The organism is Tardiphaga sp. 285_C5_N1_2 (assembly GCF_052076065.1).
Classification (GTDB): Bacteria; Pseudomonadota; Alphaproteobacteria; order Rhizobiales; family Xanthobacteraceae; genus Tardiphaga; species Tardiphaga robiniae.
Genome location: NZ_CP197241.1, coordinates 3,039,993 through 3,054,614, shown reverse-complemented (window position 1 = coordinate 3,054,614; position 14,622 = coordinate 3,039,993). Strand labels below are relative to the sequence as shown.

Here is a 14,622-nt window from a genome sequence, read left to right as displayed (position 1 = left end):
GTGTCCCGGTGGTGCGGTTGCGATTCCGCGACTGCCGTCGTGGAATCCAGACGTGTCACTTTGGCCTTTTGCCCCCAATCATTGGGGTTAAGCCATGTCTACTGTGTCAAAGTCTACTTCTTCCAAGTCTTCTGCCAAATCTACGTCCTCGCTTCCTGTTGCTACATTGGGAACGCCACGGATCGGTCCGCGGCGTGAGCTCAAGATGGCGCTGGAAAGCTATTGGTCCGGTGCAATCGACGAGAATGCGCTGATCGATGTCGGCGTCGGGCTGCGTGCCGCAAACTGGGCACGTCAGAAGTCGCTTGGGATCACGGTCATGCCGTCGAACGACTTCTCGTTCTACGATCAGGTACTCGATACCAGCGTCATGGTAGGCGCCATTCCGAAGGTCTATGGCTGGAAGGGCGGAGACGTTTCCTTCGCGACCTATTTTGCCATGGCACGTGGATCACAAGGCACCGCGCATGACGAGGCCTGTACGCATGGGTCTCATGATGCGTCCCACGGCGTGCCAGCGCAGGAGATGACCAAGTGGTTTGATACCAACTACCATTTCATGGTCCCGGAGGTGACGCCGGATCAGACGTTTAGTCTCGCATCGCGCAAGCCGATCAAGGAGTACGAAGAGGCGAGATCGCTGGGCTATCAGACACGACCTGTGCTGGTTGGGCCTGTGACCTATCTGAAACTGGCCAAGAGTGCGGATGCGTCATTCGATCCGGTGACGCTGCTCGACAGATTGCTGCCTGTTTACGTCGAGGTGCTCGGGGAATTGGCCGACAGAGGCGCCGAATGGGTACAACTGGACGAGCCGTGTCTGGTGCTCGATCTCGACGCACCGGCCCAGCAGGCGCTGCAGCGGACTTACGCCGCCTTTGCAGAAGCGGTCCCGCAACTCAGGATCATGCTGAACACTTATTTTGGCGAACTTGGCGACAACCTCGATCTGGCCCTGTCGCTTCCCGTCGCCGGGCTTCATCTCGATCTGGTCCGCGCGCAGGACCAGTTCGATGAAGTCGCTGCGAAGGCGCCCAAAGACATGGTCCTCTCGCTCGGCGTGATCGATGGACGTAATATATGGCGGTCCGATCTGTCCAGTCTGCTCGATGGGTTGGAACCCATGGTCGATCTCCTGGGGCGGGATCGCGTTGAGCTGGCGCCGTCCTGCTCACTGCTGCATGTGCCGATTGATCTCGGCCTTGAGACCGAGCTCGATCCGGACGTCAGAAGCTGGCTGGCCTTTTCAGTCCAGAAAATGGAGGAACTGGCGGCGCTCGGATCCGCCTTGGCTGGTAGTCGCGCGGATGTCGCCGCAAAGCTCGCTGCGTCGGATGCGGCGGCGGCTGCGCGACTGGCGTCGTCGAAGATCCACGATCTTGCGGTCGCCAAACGCGTAGCCTCTGTTGACGCGACCATGCGTCGTCGGGGCAGTGACTTTGCCACGCGCGCTGCCGAACAGCACCGACGCTTCAAACTGCCGGCATTTCCGACAACGACCATCGGCTCGTTTCCGCAGACCGCGGAAGTGAGAAACGCTCGCGGGGCCCATGTCAGGGGCACGCTCAGCGATGCTGCCTACAAGACGTTCCTGCAGAACCAGACGGCGAGGGCGGTGCGCTGGCAGGAGAATATCGGTCTCGACGTGCTGGTGCATGGCGAGTTCGAGCGCAACGACATGGTGCAGTATTTTGGCGAACAGCTCGCCGGCTTCGCCTTCACCAAATACGGCTGGGTGCAGTCCTACGGTTCCCGCTGCGTGCGGCCACCTGTGCTGTTCGGCGACGTGTCCCGGCCGCATCCCATGACAGTCGAATGGTGGCAGTACTCGCAGTCGCTCACCGAGCGGCCGATGAAGGCGATGCTGACAGGGCCCGTCACGATTCTGAACTGGTCATTCGTGCGTGACGACATTCCCCGCGAAGTTGCGTGTCGCCAGATCGCGCTCGCGATACGCGATGAGGTGCTCGATCTGGAAAAGGCTGGGGCCGGTATGATCCAGATCGACGAAGCGGCACTCCGCGAAGGGCTTCCGCTGCGCAAATCGGAATGGAAATCCTATCTCGATTGGGCCGTGGAGAGCTTCCGTATCTGTTCGTCGGGTGTGCGTGACGACACGCAGATCCATACGCATATGTGCTACTCGGAGTTCAACGACATCATCGACGCTATCGGTGCCATGGACGCCGACGTGATCTCCATCGAAACGTCACGGTCGAAGATGGAACTGCTCGATGCGTTCAGGACCTACAAGTATCCAAACGAGATAGGTCCCGGGGTCTATGACATCCACTCGCCGCGGGTGCCTGAAACGCGCGATATGGTCGATCTGCTCAAGCTTGCGCGGCAGCGGCTGGCGGACTCCCAGCTCTGGATCAATCCCGATTGTGGACTGAAAACCCGCAAATGGGAGGAGGTGCGGCCTGCGCTCGTGAATATGGTCGCGGCGGCACGTGAGTTGCGAAGTCTCGCCTAGGGCGAGTCGAATGCCGCCCCGTTGTCATGACGGGGCGGCATTTGCCTTTACTTTGTGGGCAGCTTCACGCCCAGGCGTCCTGCGAGTTCTTGTACGAACTGCCAAGCCACGCGACCTGATCGCGAGCCGCGGGTGGTCGACCATTCCAGCGCGTCGCGTTCCAGTTCGGCGGCGTCGGTCTTGAGGCCATAGTGGCTGCAATAGCCGCGCACCATGTCGAGATATTCGTCCTGGCTGCATTTGTGGAAGCCGAGCCAGAGGCCGAAACGATCCGACAGCGACACCTTCTCTTCGACCGCTTCGCCGGGATTGATCGCGGTCGAGCGTTCGTTCTCGATCATCTCGCGCGCCAGAAGATGGCGGCGGTTCGAGGTCGCATAGAGGATCACGTTGTCCGGCCGGCCTTCGATGCCGCCTTCCAATACGGCTTTCAGCGATTTGTAGGACGCATCGTTGCCGTCGAAAGAAAGATCATCGCAGAACACGATGAAATAGAAATCCGAGGCGCGGATCTGTTCCATCAGCGCCGGCAGGCTCTCGATGTCCTCGCGATGAATCTCGACCAGCTTGAGACGACCAGCGACGGACTTGCTGGCATTGACCGAGGCATGCGCGGCCTTGACCAGCGATGACTTGCCCATGCCGCGCGCGCCCCAGAGCAGCGCGTTGTTGGCCGGCAGGCCGTTGGCGAAGCGTCGGGTGTTCTCGATCAGGGTGTCGACCTGCTGGTTGATGCCCTGCAGCAGGCCGATATCGACCCTCGAGACCTTCGGCACCGGCGCAAGGCGGCCGTCGGGATGCCAGATAAAGGCTTCGGCGCAGCCCAGAGAATCAGCGTTGGACAACTTCGGCGCCGCGGCAGCCATGCCGGCGGCAATGGTCTCAAGGGCGAGCGCGATCCGCTCATCGATCTGGGGGGCGGCGGCTGGTCGCGGACGTTTTGCCGCGGTCGTGCGGACGGTCTTGGACGTGCGGGTCGCAGGGGCCTTTTTGGCAGGGCGGCGGCTTGTTTTATTGGGCTTTTTTGACATTTTTGACTTTCCTCGGCGCGCACCCATATCGAGCCCGGAACACATCCGCAAGCGGTACAAATCGCAGACAAATCAGAGGGTTTACCGGCGTTGCAATTGGGACGCCGGCCGCTATAGTCCGCGCGAATTTACCCAAACCGGCCGAACGCCGACGCGTCGCCGGTTTATTCCCCAGCGTTTACGAGGACTTCCCGATGTTCATTACCCCTGCGTTTGCCCAGGCTGCAGCCGGCGGCGACACCAACAGCATGCTGATGTCGCTGCTGCCTTTCGCTCTGATCTTCGTGATCATGTACTTCCTGATCCTGCGTCCGCAGCAGAAGAAGGTGAAGGACCACGCCGAGATGGTGAAGAACATCCGCCGCGGCGACACCATCGTCACCTCGGGCGGTCTCGTCGGCAAGGTCACCAAGGTGGTCGATGACGAGCAGGTCGAGTTCGAACTCGCTGAAGGCGTTCGCGTACGTCAGCTCCGCACGATGATCTCAGGCGTGCGCACCAAGGGTGAGCCCGCCAAGGAGAAGGCGGACAAGGCTGATGCCAAGGACGACGCGGCCGCGAGCTGATGCGTTTGCGCGTCGCCATTTCAAGAATCTGACGGATCATCTCGATGTTGTATTTCACGCGGTGGAAGGCGCTGGCGGTCATTCTGACGGCGCTCGTGGTCTGCCTGTGCGCGGTTCCGAATTTCTTCCCCGAAGCTACCGTGAAAACCTGGCCGAAATGGGCGCAGCGCCATCTGGTGCTGGGCCTCGACTTGCAGGGCGGCTCGCACATCCTGCTCGAAGTCGATGCCAATTCGGTCAAGAAGGACAAGCTCGATCAGGTGCGCGACGACGTCCGCCGCACACTGCGTGACGCCAAGATCGTCTATACCGGCCTTGGCGTTCGCGGCGACAATGTCGAAGTCCGTATCACCAAGGACACCGAGTATCAGACCGCGCTCACCAAGCTGCGTGAACTGTCGCAGCCGCTCGGCGGCCTGATGGGGCAGAGCGGCCAGCGCAGCCTCGAAGTGTCGGATGCCGGCAACGGCCTGATCCGCCTTTCGGTGCCGCCGGCAGCGATCAATGACCGCATCCGCCAGTCGGTCGAACAGTCGATTCAGATCGTCGAGCGCCGCGTCAACGAACTTGGCACCGTCGAACCGCTGATCCAGCGTCAGGGTCTCGACCGCATCCTGGTGCAGGTGCCGGGTCTGCAGGATCCGACCCGTCTCAAGGAACTGCTTGGCAAGACGGCGAAGCTCGACTTCCGCATGGTCGACACCTCGCTCCCGGCCGAGCAGGCACAAGGCAGGGTGCCGCCGGACTCCGAACTCTTGATGAGCTCGCAATCTCCGAAGACGCCGTATCTCGTGAAGAAGGAAGTGCTGGTCTCGGGCGCTGACCTGACCGATGCGCAGCCGGGCTTCGATCAGCGCACCAACGAGCCGATCGTCTCCTTCCGTTTCAACACGTCCGGCGCGCGCAAGTTTGCCGATGCCACGGTGAAGAACGTCAATCTGCCCTTCGCCATTGTGCTCGATAACGAAGTGGTCTCCGCCCCGGTCATTCGCGAGCCGATCACCGGCGGCTCCGGCCAGATCTCTGGCAGCTTCACGGTGCAGGGCGCCAATGATCTCGCGATCCTGCTGCGTGCTGGCGCGCTGCCTGCGCCGCTCAGCATCATCGAGGAGCGTACCGTTGGCCCCGGCCTCGGCGCCGACTCGATCGCCAAGGGCGAGCTTGCGGCCTATGTCGGGTCGATCCTCGTCATCGTCTTCATGCTGCTGACCTACCGCCTGTTCGGCCTGTTCGCCAATATCGCGGTGACCATCAACGTTCTGATGATTTTCGGTATCCTGTCGCTGCTCAACGCCACGCTGACGCTGCCCGGCATCGCTGGCATCGTGCTAACGGTCGGCATCGCCGTGGACTCGAACGTGCTCATCTATGAGCGCATCCGCGAGGAATTGCGCGCCGGCCGCACCGCCATTTCGGCGATCGATGCTGGCTTCAAGCGCGCGCTGGCGACCATTCTGGATTCCAACATCACGACCTTCATCGCCGCTGCGGTGCTGTTTTACATCGGCACCGGACCGGTCCGCGGCTTCGCCGTGACCTTTGGCATTGGCATCATCACAACGGTTTTCACGGCCTTCACCGTGACCCGTCTGATCGTCGCCGGCTGGGTCAGGTGGAAGCGGCCGACCAGCGTGCCGATTTGAGTTTACGGAGCAGACTTTGACAACGACACAAATGGTTCTGGCAGGCCTGGGCGCGCTGATCGTCATTCTGTCGATCGTGGCGATCTTCGATCTGTTGCCGTCGCTCCGCATCGTCCCCGACGATACGAAGTTCGATTTCACGCGCTTCCGCCGCATCTCGTTCCCGATTTCGGCGCTGCTGTCGATCCTCGCCATCGTGCTGTTCTTCACGCACGGGCTGAATTTCGGCATCGACTTCAAGGGTGGCACGCTGCTCGAAGTCCAGGCCAAATCCGGTACGGCCGATATCAGCGCGATGCGCTCGACGCTCGCCGCCCTGCAACTCGGCGACGTGCAGCTGCAGCAGTTCGGCGGCGCGGCCGACGTGCTGATCCGTCTGGCCGAACAGCCGGGTGGCGATGCCGCGCAGCAGGCCGCCGTTCAGAAGGTTCGTGCAGCCCTCGGTGACAGCGTCGAATATCGCCGCGTCGAAGTGGTGGGTCCGCGCGTCTCCGGCGAATTGCTGGCTTACGGCATGCTCGGCCTGATCGTCGCGATCATGGGCATCCTGATCTATCTCTGGTTCCGCTTCGAATGGCAGTTCGCCTTGGGCGCCATGATCGCCAACGTCCACGATATCGTGCTGACGATCGGCTTCATGTCGATCACGCAGGTCGACTTCGATCTCACCAGTATTGCGGCGCTGCTGACCATTCTCGGTTATTCGCTGAATGACACCGTGGTCATCTACGATCGTATTCGCGAGATTCTGCGTCGCTACAAGAAGATGCCGATGCCGGAGCTGCTGAACGAGTCGATCAATTCGACGCTGTCGCGTTCGATCATCACCCACGTCACCGTGACGCTGGCGCTGCTGGCGCTCTACGCGTTTGGCGGCCAGGCGATCCACTCCTTCACCGCCGTCATGATCTTCGGCGTCGTGCTGGTCGGCACCTACACCTCGATCTTCATCGCTGCGCCGCTGCTGATCTATCTCGGCGTCGGCGAACACCGCGAAGACGCCGACAAGCCGGCCGCGAAGCCGAAGCCCTGAGATGCCGGTCGATCCCGAAGCGCCGCACCTTCCGCGCTCGGCCGCCATCGAAGCCTACGGCAAGGGCGGCTTCCACTTCGACACCATGTCGCATCAGGGCTCGCTGCTCTGCCTGCCCGATGCGGTGTGGGCGTGGTCGGTGACCAAGGCCAGTGACATCGACCGCCATTCGCTGCGGCGTGTGTTCGAAGGCGCAGCGGGCATCGACACGCTGATCATCGGCACTGGCAACGAGGTCTGGATCGTCCCGAACGATCTTCGCAACGCCTTGCGCAATCTTCACGTGGTGATCGACGCGATGCAAACCGGCCCGGCGATCCGCACCTATAATGTCATGTTGGGCGAGCGCCGCCGCGTTGCCGCTGCGCTGATCGCGGTGCCATGAGTGGTGCTGATCAGAGCTCCGCGGCTTTCTGCGCGGAGTTGGTGCGCAGCCATGACTTTGACCGCTACGCGGCGACCTTGTTCGTGCCTGCCGACAAGCGCCGTTCGCTGCTGGCGCTCTATGCGTTCAATACGGAAATTACCCGCGTCCGCGAGCTCGTGAAACAGCCATTGCCTGGCGAGATCCGGTTGCAATGGTGGACCGATATGCTGGCCGGCGCAGGTCATGGCGATGTCGAACAGAACCCCGTTGCTGCCGAATTACTGCTAGCGATCCGCGCGCATGATCTTTCCATCGACATGCTGTCCAAGCTGATCGATGTGCACATCTTCGATCTCTACAACGACCCGATGCCGGATCTCGCGCTGCTCGAGAGCCACTTTCGCGATACGCTCGGGACTTTGCTGTTCTCATCGGCAAAGATCCTCGGCGACGGGTCCGAGGCCAGCGCTCATGTCGCCGAGCATGTCGGACTTGCCCAAGGTGTCGCGCGGATCATCGCGCGTTTGCCCTACGACACGATGCGGCGGCAATTGTTCGTTCCGCAGGACATGCTCCTGCAGAACGGCAGCAGCGCCGATCAGATGTTTGCCGGCAAGATGACGCTCGGTATCCGCGAAACGCTGGATCGGCTGATATCAGGTGCGCAGGAGCAACTCGCGACAGCGCAGGGAATGCTTGCGGATGTAGTACCGGCGGCGCGCGCGGCGTTCCTGCCCATGGCGCTGGTGAAGCACGATCTGGCGCAAATGGCCCGAGCGGATCACGATCCGTTCGAGCTCCATGTCAGATCGCGGCTGCGGACCCTGTGGACGCTCTGGCGCGCCTCGCGCTCAGTGTGACGTCAGCTTCTGGTCTGTCGTCTCGAAGTTGAAACGGTCGCGCAGGTTCTTCCGCGACTCCAGGATGCCCTTCAGGAATGCGCGGTCGGCGTCGCTGGTCATCAATGGCTCCAGCAGATCGACCTGGTTCATGGCGACGAGCTGCAGCACTTCGGTGCGAATGCGGCCTGACGCGTCGCGGGGCAAGGCTGCGACGACCTGCAGATGCTCAGGCGGCTTCGCCCCCTTTGTGGCAGCCAGTTCACCCTGCAGCTTCACTTCCAGCGCGACATCATCGGCTTCCACGAATGCATAGAGGCCGACGCCGGTGCGCCGGTCGGCAAAGGCGACGATCGACGCGTCGCGCACTGCCGGGTTCTGTTTGATGATCTCGAGCAGAGGGGGCGCGTCGTTGACCAGACGCTTGCCGCCGCCCTCGCGGTCGGTGAAGTTGAAGATGCCGCGTGTGATGGCGCGATAGACCTTCTTGCCGGTCATCAGCCAGATCCGCGCCGGCAGCGACTTCTTCGCCAGGATCGCCTTTTCCTTCGGCGTCAGCAGTTCTGGCGCGTAAGTGCGCTTGTGCTTCAGGAGGTGACGCAGATCTTCATAGGCGGCGATACGAAACAGCTGGCTGCGAGACTTGAAACAGACCGCGAGCTGGAAGTCGGTGACGTAGGCGAGGCCATCGCTGCCGCGCAGCCAGTTCTGTTCCTTGGCGAGATCGTTATGGCACACGCCCATGCGATGCAGCTTGCGCAGCGCCAGCTTCGCGGATTTGAAATAGCGCGCATCGTGATGCGGCTTGGCGAGATGCAGTGCGACGCCGTCGATGAAGCCGCGCACCAGCGCGCGGTCGCCGGCCCAGAGCAATTCAGGCCCGACGCGCAGATCGCGCGCCAGCGTCAGTGCGCGGCGTTCCCGCGTGAACAGATGCAGCGCCAGCAGATATGACCACCACGGCACCTGGTCGAGCCGGCGCAGCACCGCATCGACTTCGCCCGATGACGTGCGATAGCGGCCGCGCTCGACGGTCGAGAACACGTCGCGTTTCAGCAACACGCCTTCGGTCCAGGTCTTGGACAGCGCAGCGGCGTCCTGTGGCGGCAAACTCATCGAACAATCCTGAAATTCAAATCGCCGGCGTCATGCCGCGGCTGCAACGGGCAGGCTGGCGGCAATCCAGTCATCCATGTCGGCCAGCGCCCGCACGCTCATCGCTTGCTTCTTGGCAACGGTCTTCTCATTGCCGCGCAGCCGCGAGCCGTCGGGCTTCTTGGTAGGCGCCTGAGCCAGCGGCGGGAACAGGCCGAAATTGATGTTCATCGGCTGGAACGAGCGCGGTCCTGCATCGATGGTTTCGATATGGCCGCCGGTGATGTGGCCGAGCAACGAGCCCAGAGCCGTCGTCACGGGCGGGGGCGCCAGCGACTGGCGCTTGGCATCGGCCGCGGCATAGAGGCCGGCGATCAGGCCGACGCTGGCGGACTCCACATAGCCTTCGCAGCCGGTCATCTGGCCGGCGAAACGCAGGCGCGGTTGCGCCTTCAGGCGGAGTTGCTCGTCGAGCAGCTTTGGCGAATTCAGGAAGGTGTTGCGATGCAGGCCGCCAAGCCGTGCGAATTCGGCATTCTGCAGGCCGGGGATCATGCGGAGCGCCTGCTGCTGCGGGCCGTATTTCAGCTTCGTCTGGAAGCCGACGATGTTGTAGAGCGTGCCGAGCTTGTTGTCCTGGCGCAGCTGCACGATGGCATAGGGCTTCACCAGGGGATCGCGTGGGTTGGTCAGACCCACAGGCTTCATCGGGCCGTGACGCAGCGTCTCGCGGCCGCGCTCGGCCATCACTTCAATGGGCAGGCAGCCGTCGAAATAGGGCGTGTTGGTTTCCCATTCCTTGAAGTCGGTCTTTTCGCCCGCCAGCAGCGCATCAATGAAGGCATCATATTGCTCATGGGTCATCGGGCAGTTGATGTAGTCGGCGCCGGTGCCGCCGGGCCCCACCTTGTCGTAGCGCGACTGGAACCAGGCGATCTCCATGTCGATCGAGTCTTTGTGCACGATCGGTGCGATGGCATCGAAGAAGGCCAGCGCGTTCTCGTCGGTCAGCCCACGGATGCCGTCCGCGAGCGCTGCTGAGGTCAATGGCCCTGTCGCGACGATGACATTGCGCCAGTCGGAAGGCGGCAGGCCGGCGACTTCGGCGCGGTCGATGGTGATGAGCGGGTGGTCGTTGAGTGCCTTGGTCACGGCATCGGAGAAGCCGTCGCGATCCACTGCCAGTGCACCACCGGCGGGCACCTGGTTGGCATCGGCGCAGCGCATGATCAGCGAGCCCAGCTTGCGCATTTCGGCGTGCAGCAGGCCGACAGCGTTGTTGAGCGCGTCGTCAGAACGGAAGGAATTGGAGCAGACCAGCTCGGCGAGGCCATCGGTGCGATGGGCGTCGGTCATCTGGTGCGGCCGCATCTCGTGCAAGATCACGGGAATGCCGGCATTGGCGACCTGCCAGGCGGCTTCCGAGCCGGCGAGGCCCGCGCCGATCACATGGACGCAGTCGTCTAGGTTTGGGGCTGTTGTCATGGCCCCGCATGTAGCGCGTTTCGGCGCGAAGTGGAATTCGCTTCGCGGAAATTCGGCCGGTTAGCCAAAGCTTTGAAGCCGCTTTGGTTCGAAGGCGTCTGGCTCCGAAGACGGTGTCTTCAGGGAACCACGATTGCGCCCGCGCGAGGCGGGCGCAATCCGTGAAACGTCAGGCAGGACAGGATAGAACGTCCTGACGGATCAACCGTTATAGGCGCCAGAAGCAACACGCGGAATGTCCGAACGGTCGAGACCGATGTCGGAAAGCTCGCGATCGCTGAGCTGGGAGAGTTCGGCAACGTTGCGCTGATAGTCGCGGAACGCCTGGATCATGCGGATGAATGAAAGCAGCATTTGAGTTCTCCTTCGTTAAGCGATTCATCTCTTGCGAGGTGCTTCGCTGTTGAAGTGAATATAGGTGACAATATCGCAGTGCAGCAGTCGAGATGTTGCGATGCAGCTAGTCAAAGACTGCATAGCTCGCGCAAGGAATGATTAACCTCTCGGCGCTCGGAGGTGATTTTGCGGGCATAGTGCGTATTGAGGCACCTTTAGCGATGATTATAGCTGTTAATTAGTCAGTTAAATCATGCGTTTGGAGGTGTTCCAAAGCTCAGCCGGATGCCGCCGGCTGAACCGGCGCGATAAAGCCTTTCTGACCTCAATCAGCCAGCCCACTCGGCGGTTCCTCGTAAGTTCCTGTCTGGCGTCGCTATGCGTGATTCGCATACGAGTATTAGGAGTGAACAATAAATCATCCTTACGTGAGGCTTGCGGGGCAACTTTTCTCTAAACTGCATGCGTGAAGGCAAATACATATGCAACTCGAGGTCCTGCGCGAAACGCGGTTGCTGCTGGCCTCCGGAAGCACATCAAAAGGCCGATGCCGCGACGTCAGTGAAATCGCGCGAATTACATTTGTGTAAGTTTGTTGCTCGTGATGTCTGAAGCGCCAAAAAGTTGAGTGTTCTTGGTGGCGATCACAACCGGCTCACATTCAATTCACTGCGGCTGTTATTTCCTGGATCGCAGCGGGACGTATCAATTCCTTCTACAGAATCCGGCAATGGCGTCGGTTCTGTTGCGAAGGACAAATAAGATGATCACAAGATTACTGGGAGCGGCCGCCATGGCTGCTGTTGTGTTCGCTGCGGTGCCGGCTTCGGCTGCGCGTATGGAAGGCTGCAGCGGCAGCAACCTGCTGAAAACCGAAACCGCCGTTGAAGCGATGCCGGACGGCGATGCGAAGTGGGTTGCGTTCAAGGAAATGACGGATGCGCAGACCGCGTTGCTCGACAACAAGATGGGCGTGTGTGCTGTCCATCTGACCAGGGCCATGCATGTTGGCATGACGAAGTAGGACATCACGGGAGGGGCCGCTTGCTGAGGAGCGGACGGCCCTTCCATCATCTCATGCGAGTCTACGGTTCTTTGGCGAGCTGACTGGCGAAAGTGGCGATGGTCTTCGAATAGACCTCGCTCTTGTTCCACTGCTGAATGACCGCGAAGTTCGCAGTCCCCGGCGCAAAATCCTGATCGCGCTTCCAGCCATAACTGGCGAGATAGTTTGCCGTTGAGGCCAGCACGTCGGGCGCGCTGCGCAGCAGGTCGCGATGGCCATTGCCGTCGAAGTCGACAGCGAATTTCAGGTAGGACGATGGCATGAATTGCGTCTGACCGATTTCGCCGGCCCAGGCGCCATGCATCTCTGCAGGCGCGAGGTCGCCGCGGTCGACGATGCGCAGGGCATCGAGCAATTCACCGCGAAACATCTCGGCGCGTCGACAATCATATGCGAGCGACGCGATGGCGCGGATGGTAGGGAATTTGCCGACGTTCACGCCATAGTCGGTCTCTAACCCCCAGATCGCCACCAGCACCGGACCGGGCACGCCATATTGCTGTTCGATGCGTCCGAGCACCGAGCCGTAACGCTTCAGCATGTCGCTGCCGCGACGCAGCCTTGGTGGCACCATGCGCCCGGAAAATTCCTCGAAGCTTTGCTTGAAGACCTGCTGGCCGCGATCGCGCGATAGCACGCTGTTGTCGAGGGTGACGCCGGTCAGTGCCGCATCGACGGTCTTCTGCGAAATGCCCTTACCGACGGCTTCCGTCTTGAAGGCGGCGAGCCAACCATCGAAACTGCCTGTGCCGCAGGAGGGCGCAGCAACGGCCGGCGCTGGCGAGATCAGGACTGTACCAAGCAGAAACGTACAAAGCAGGGCGCGCATGGTCTCAAGGCTCTCATTCGATCGTGAATAATGTCGCGACGATATTGCGCGATAAGCCTTCCGGTGAACCGCGGCCAAAACAAGGCTTGCGCAGTGATATCAGAACAGCATGACGGCCTCTCACGCAATTCTGCGAGAGGCCGTCATTGGGCGAGATCAGCGGTCCACGTTACTCGTCGCTGCGCCATTGACGATGATGAGCGGCCAGTCTTGCGGCGTGGTCAGCATCTAGCGCCGTGGCTCACGCTTCGGTGAAAATGTCGTCCGACATTCACAGCGCTGCAATGCAGCGGCCGGGCTTTCGCCTCAATTCAGTCGGACCTTGCTACCGACGTCAAACGGTCTGTCGATGACTTTGCCAACTGGCTTGGACGGTTGGTTTGGGCAGTCGGCTTGGAACGACTCTTCCCCGCAGTCTATCGCGTCGCATTGGCAAGCGAGTGGTGGGCGGATACAAGTATGAACCGGCTGGTGCTGCCGGAACCAAACACGGCACGAATTCTTCAATCTGTCACGAAAGCTATTGGGAGCGACATATGAGCATTTTCGGAAAGATCATGGGCGCGATTTTCGGCACCAGCGCCAGTGCAGCATCCCCTGATGCCGCGCCGGCCGCCGGCGGTTCGGCTCCCGCAGGCGCCGCGCCGATGGACAGTGTTGACGTTGCTGCGATCCTCGACAAGGCCGTGGCGGCCAAGGGCGAGAAGCTGGAATGGAAGACCTCGATCGTCGACCTGATGAAGGCGCTCGACATCGACTCCAGCCTGTCGGCCCGCAAGGATCTCGCCAAGGAGCTCGGTTACACCGGCGACACCAGCGATTCCGCCAGCATGAACATCTGGCTGCACAAGCAGATGATGACCAAGCTCGCCGCCAATGGTGGCAAGCTGCCGGCCGACATCAAGCACTAAACTTTCCGTTTGGGACGGAGTTGAAGGCCCGCGCTCGCGCGGGCCTTTTTGCTGTGGTATACCAGCACGCATAAATACAAGACCAGAAAACAACAAAACATATGAGGAGAAACGCCATGGACCCCATCAACCGCAGAACGATTCTGACCACCGGTGCCGTTGCCCTGGCTGGCAGCGCATTGGCGGGCGAGGCCGCGCAGGCGCAGGCCGGTCCCAAGGGCATATTCTCGGTCGCGACGGTGACGATTCCCATCGTCGGCGAGACCGACGCGTTTCCGGTGCGCCGCATCTATTGTATCGGCCGCAACTACGCAGCGCATTCCCGCGAGATGGGATCGGATCCGACGCGCGAGCCGCCGTTCTTCTTCCAGAAGCCGACCGACGCGATCCAGAACGTCAAGATCGGCGAGGTCGCCGATCACCCGTATCCGTCGCTCACCAAGAACTATCATTACGAGGTCGAACTCGTCGCCGCGCTGAAATCCGGCGGCACCAATATCCCCGTCGATAAGGCGCTCGACCATGTCTATGGCTATGCTGTCGGACTCGACATGACGCGCCGCGATCTGCAACGCGCCATGGGCGACGAGAAGAAGCCATGGGAGATCGGCAAGAGTTTTGACCACGCCGCAGTCATCGGCCCGATCCATCCGGCCAGCAAGACCGGCCACATGACCAAGGGTCCGATCTCGCTCGCCGTGAATGGCACCGTGAAGCAGACATCCGACCTCGACAAGATGATCTGGAGCGTCGCCGAGCAGATATCGAAACTCTCGGACGCCTTCGAGCTGAAGGCCGGCGACATCATCTATTCCGGCACACCAGAGAATGTCGGCCCGGTCGTGAAAGGCGACGTGCTGCTTTGCAAGATCCAGGGCTTGCCGGACATGTCGATCAAGGTCGTTTGAGGTTTTGCCACACACTTGTCATTCCGGGATGCGCGCA

Annotated in this window: 14 protein-coding genes; 9 read left to right on the top strand and 5 right to left on the bottom strand. The window is 61.1% G+C overall.

Annotated features, from left to right (window positions below; genetic code table 11):
* The first annotated feature begins 94 nt into the window (after nt 1-94).
* Entirely contained in the window at nt 95-2,476 is a 2,382-nt protein-coding gene (gene metE, locus AB7951_RS14585; RefSeq protein WP_120289900.1) for a 5-methyltetrahydropteroyltriglutamate--homocysteine S-methyltransferase, read from the top strand.
* A 47-nt stretch (nt 2,477-2,523) separates the two neighbouring features.
* Here metE and AB7951_RS14580 read toward each other — a convergent pair whose 3' ends face one another.
* Nucleotides 2,524-3,507 carry an ATP-binding protein gene (locus AB7951_RS14580; RefSeq protein ID WP_120290343.1) on the bottom strand — a complete coding sequence of 328 codons (984 nt, stop codon included), beginning with the start codon at nt 3,505-3,507 and terminating at the stop codon, nt 2,524-2,526.
* A gap of 194 nt (nt 3,508-3,701) precedes the next feature.
* On the opposite strand from AB7951_RS14580, the gene yajC reads away from it, so the two are divergent.
* From yajC to AB7951_RS14555, 5 genes are read left to right on the top strand one after another with little or no spacing between them, the layout of a single operon-like run.
* Nucleotides 3,702-4,073 (top strand): preprotein translocase subunit YajC, encoded by a 372-nt coding sequence (yajC, locus tag AB7951_RS14575; RefSeq protein WP_093758697.1) that lies wholly within the window; start codon nt 3,702-3,704, stop codon nt 4,071-4,073.
* Between the two features lie 44 nt (nt 4,074-4,117).
* The gene (secD, locus tag AB7951_RS14570) at nt 4,118-5,716 is read left to right on the top strand and encodes a protein translocase subunit SecD (RefSeq protein ID WP_093758696.1); all 1,599 of its coding nucleotides are present in this window, start codon (nt 4,118-4,120) and stop codon (nt 5,714-5,716) included.
* A gap of 31 nt (nt 5,717-5,747) precedes the next feature.
* On the top strand, nt 5,748-6,749 hold the full coding sequence (secF, locus tag AB7951_RS14565) for a protein translocase subunit SecF (protein ID WP_170849718.1): 1,002 nt from the start codon (nt 5,748-5,750) through the stop codon (nt 6,747-6,749).
* A 1-nt stretch (nt 6,750) separates the two neighbouring features.
* Nucleotides 6,751-7,134 (top strand): Mth938-like domain-containing protein, encoded by a 384-nt coding sequence (locus AB7951_RS14560; protein ID WP_089264470.1) that lies wholly within the window; start codon nt 6,751-6,753, stop codon nt 7,132-7,134.
* A complete protein-coding gene (locus AB7951_RS14555; RefSeq protein WP_120289898.1) occupies nt 7,131-7,976 on the top strand; it encodes a phytoene/squalene synthase family protein in 846 nt (281 codons plus the stop codon). Before AB7951_RS14560 ends, AB7951_RS14555 begins: the two co-directional genes overlap by 4 nt.
* Here the strand turns inward: AB7951_RS14555 and AB7951_RS14550 are convergent.
* The 3 genes from AB7951_RS14550 to AB7951_RS14540 form a co-directional block, all read right to left on the bottom strand.
* On the bottom strand, nt 7,968-9,071 hold the full coding sequence (locus AB7951_RS14550) for a serine/threonine protein kinase (RefSeq protein ID WP_120289896.1): 1,104 nt from the start codon (nt 9,069-9,071) through the stop codon (nt 7,968-7,970). The genes AB7951_RS14555 and AB7951_RS14550 overlap by 9 nt on opposite strands.
* Before the next feature lie 30 nt (nt 9,072-9,101).
* A complete protein-coding gene (gene trmFO, locus AB7951_RS14545) occupies nt 9,102-10,535 on the bottom strand; it encodes a methylenetetrahydrofolate--tRNA-(uracil(54)-C(5))-methyltransferase (FADH(2)-oxidizing) TrmFO (RefSeq protein ID WP_120289894.1) in 1,434 nt (477 codons plus the stop codon).
* A gap of 201 nt (nt 10,536-10,736) precedes the next feature.
* Nucleotides 10,737-10,889, bottom strand: a complete 153-nt coding sequence (locus AB7951_RS14540) for a DUF1127 domain-containing protein (protein WP_081421766.1) — start codon at nt 10,887-10,889, stop codon at nt 10,737-10,739.
* Between the two features lie 619 nt (nt 10,890-11,508).
* Here AB7951_RS14540 and AB7951_RS14535 point away from each other — a divergent pair.
* Complete coding sequence (locus AB7951_RS14535) at nt 11,509-11,895, top strand: hypothetical protein (protein ID WP_439061515.1); 387 nt, start codon at nt 11,509-11,511, stop codon at nt 11,893-11,895.
* Nucleotides 11,896-11,956: 61 nt separating this feature from the next.
* On the opposite strand, the gene AB7951_RS14530 is transcribed toward AB7951_RS14535, so the two are convergent.
* On the bottom strand, nt 11,957-12,766 hold the full coding sequence (locus AB7951_RS14530) for a lytic murein transglycosylase (protein WP_120289889.1): 810 nt from the start codon (nt 12,764-12,766) through the stop codon (nt 11,957-11,959).
* A 536-nt stretch (nt 12,767-13,302) separates the two neighbouring features.
* On the opposite strand from AB7951_RS14530, the gene AB7951_RS14525 reads away from it, so the two are divergent.
* Together AB7951_RS14525 and AB7951_RS14520 are read left to right on the top strand one after the other, a co-directional pair.
* Nucleotides 13,303-13,677 (top strand): DUF3597 domain-containing protein, encoded by a 375-nt coding sequence (locus AB7951_RS14525; RefSeq protein WP_089264465.1) that lies wholly within the window; start codon nt 13,303-13,305, stop codon nt 13,675-13,677.
* 116 nt (nt 13,678-13,793) lie between these two features.
* Nucleotides 13,794-14,585: a fumarylacetoacetate hydrolase family protein gene (locus tag AB7951_RS14520; protein WP_120289887.1), complete on the top strand. Its 792-nt coding sequence runs from the start codon at nt 13,794-13,796 to the stop codon at nt 14,583-14,585.
* Nucleotides 14,586-14,622: the final 37 nt, after the last annotated feature.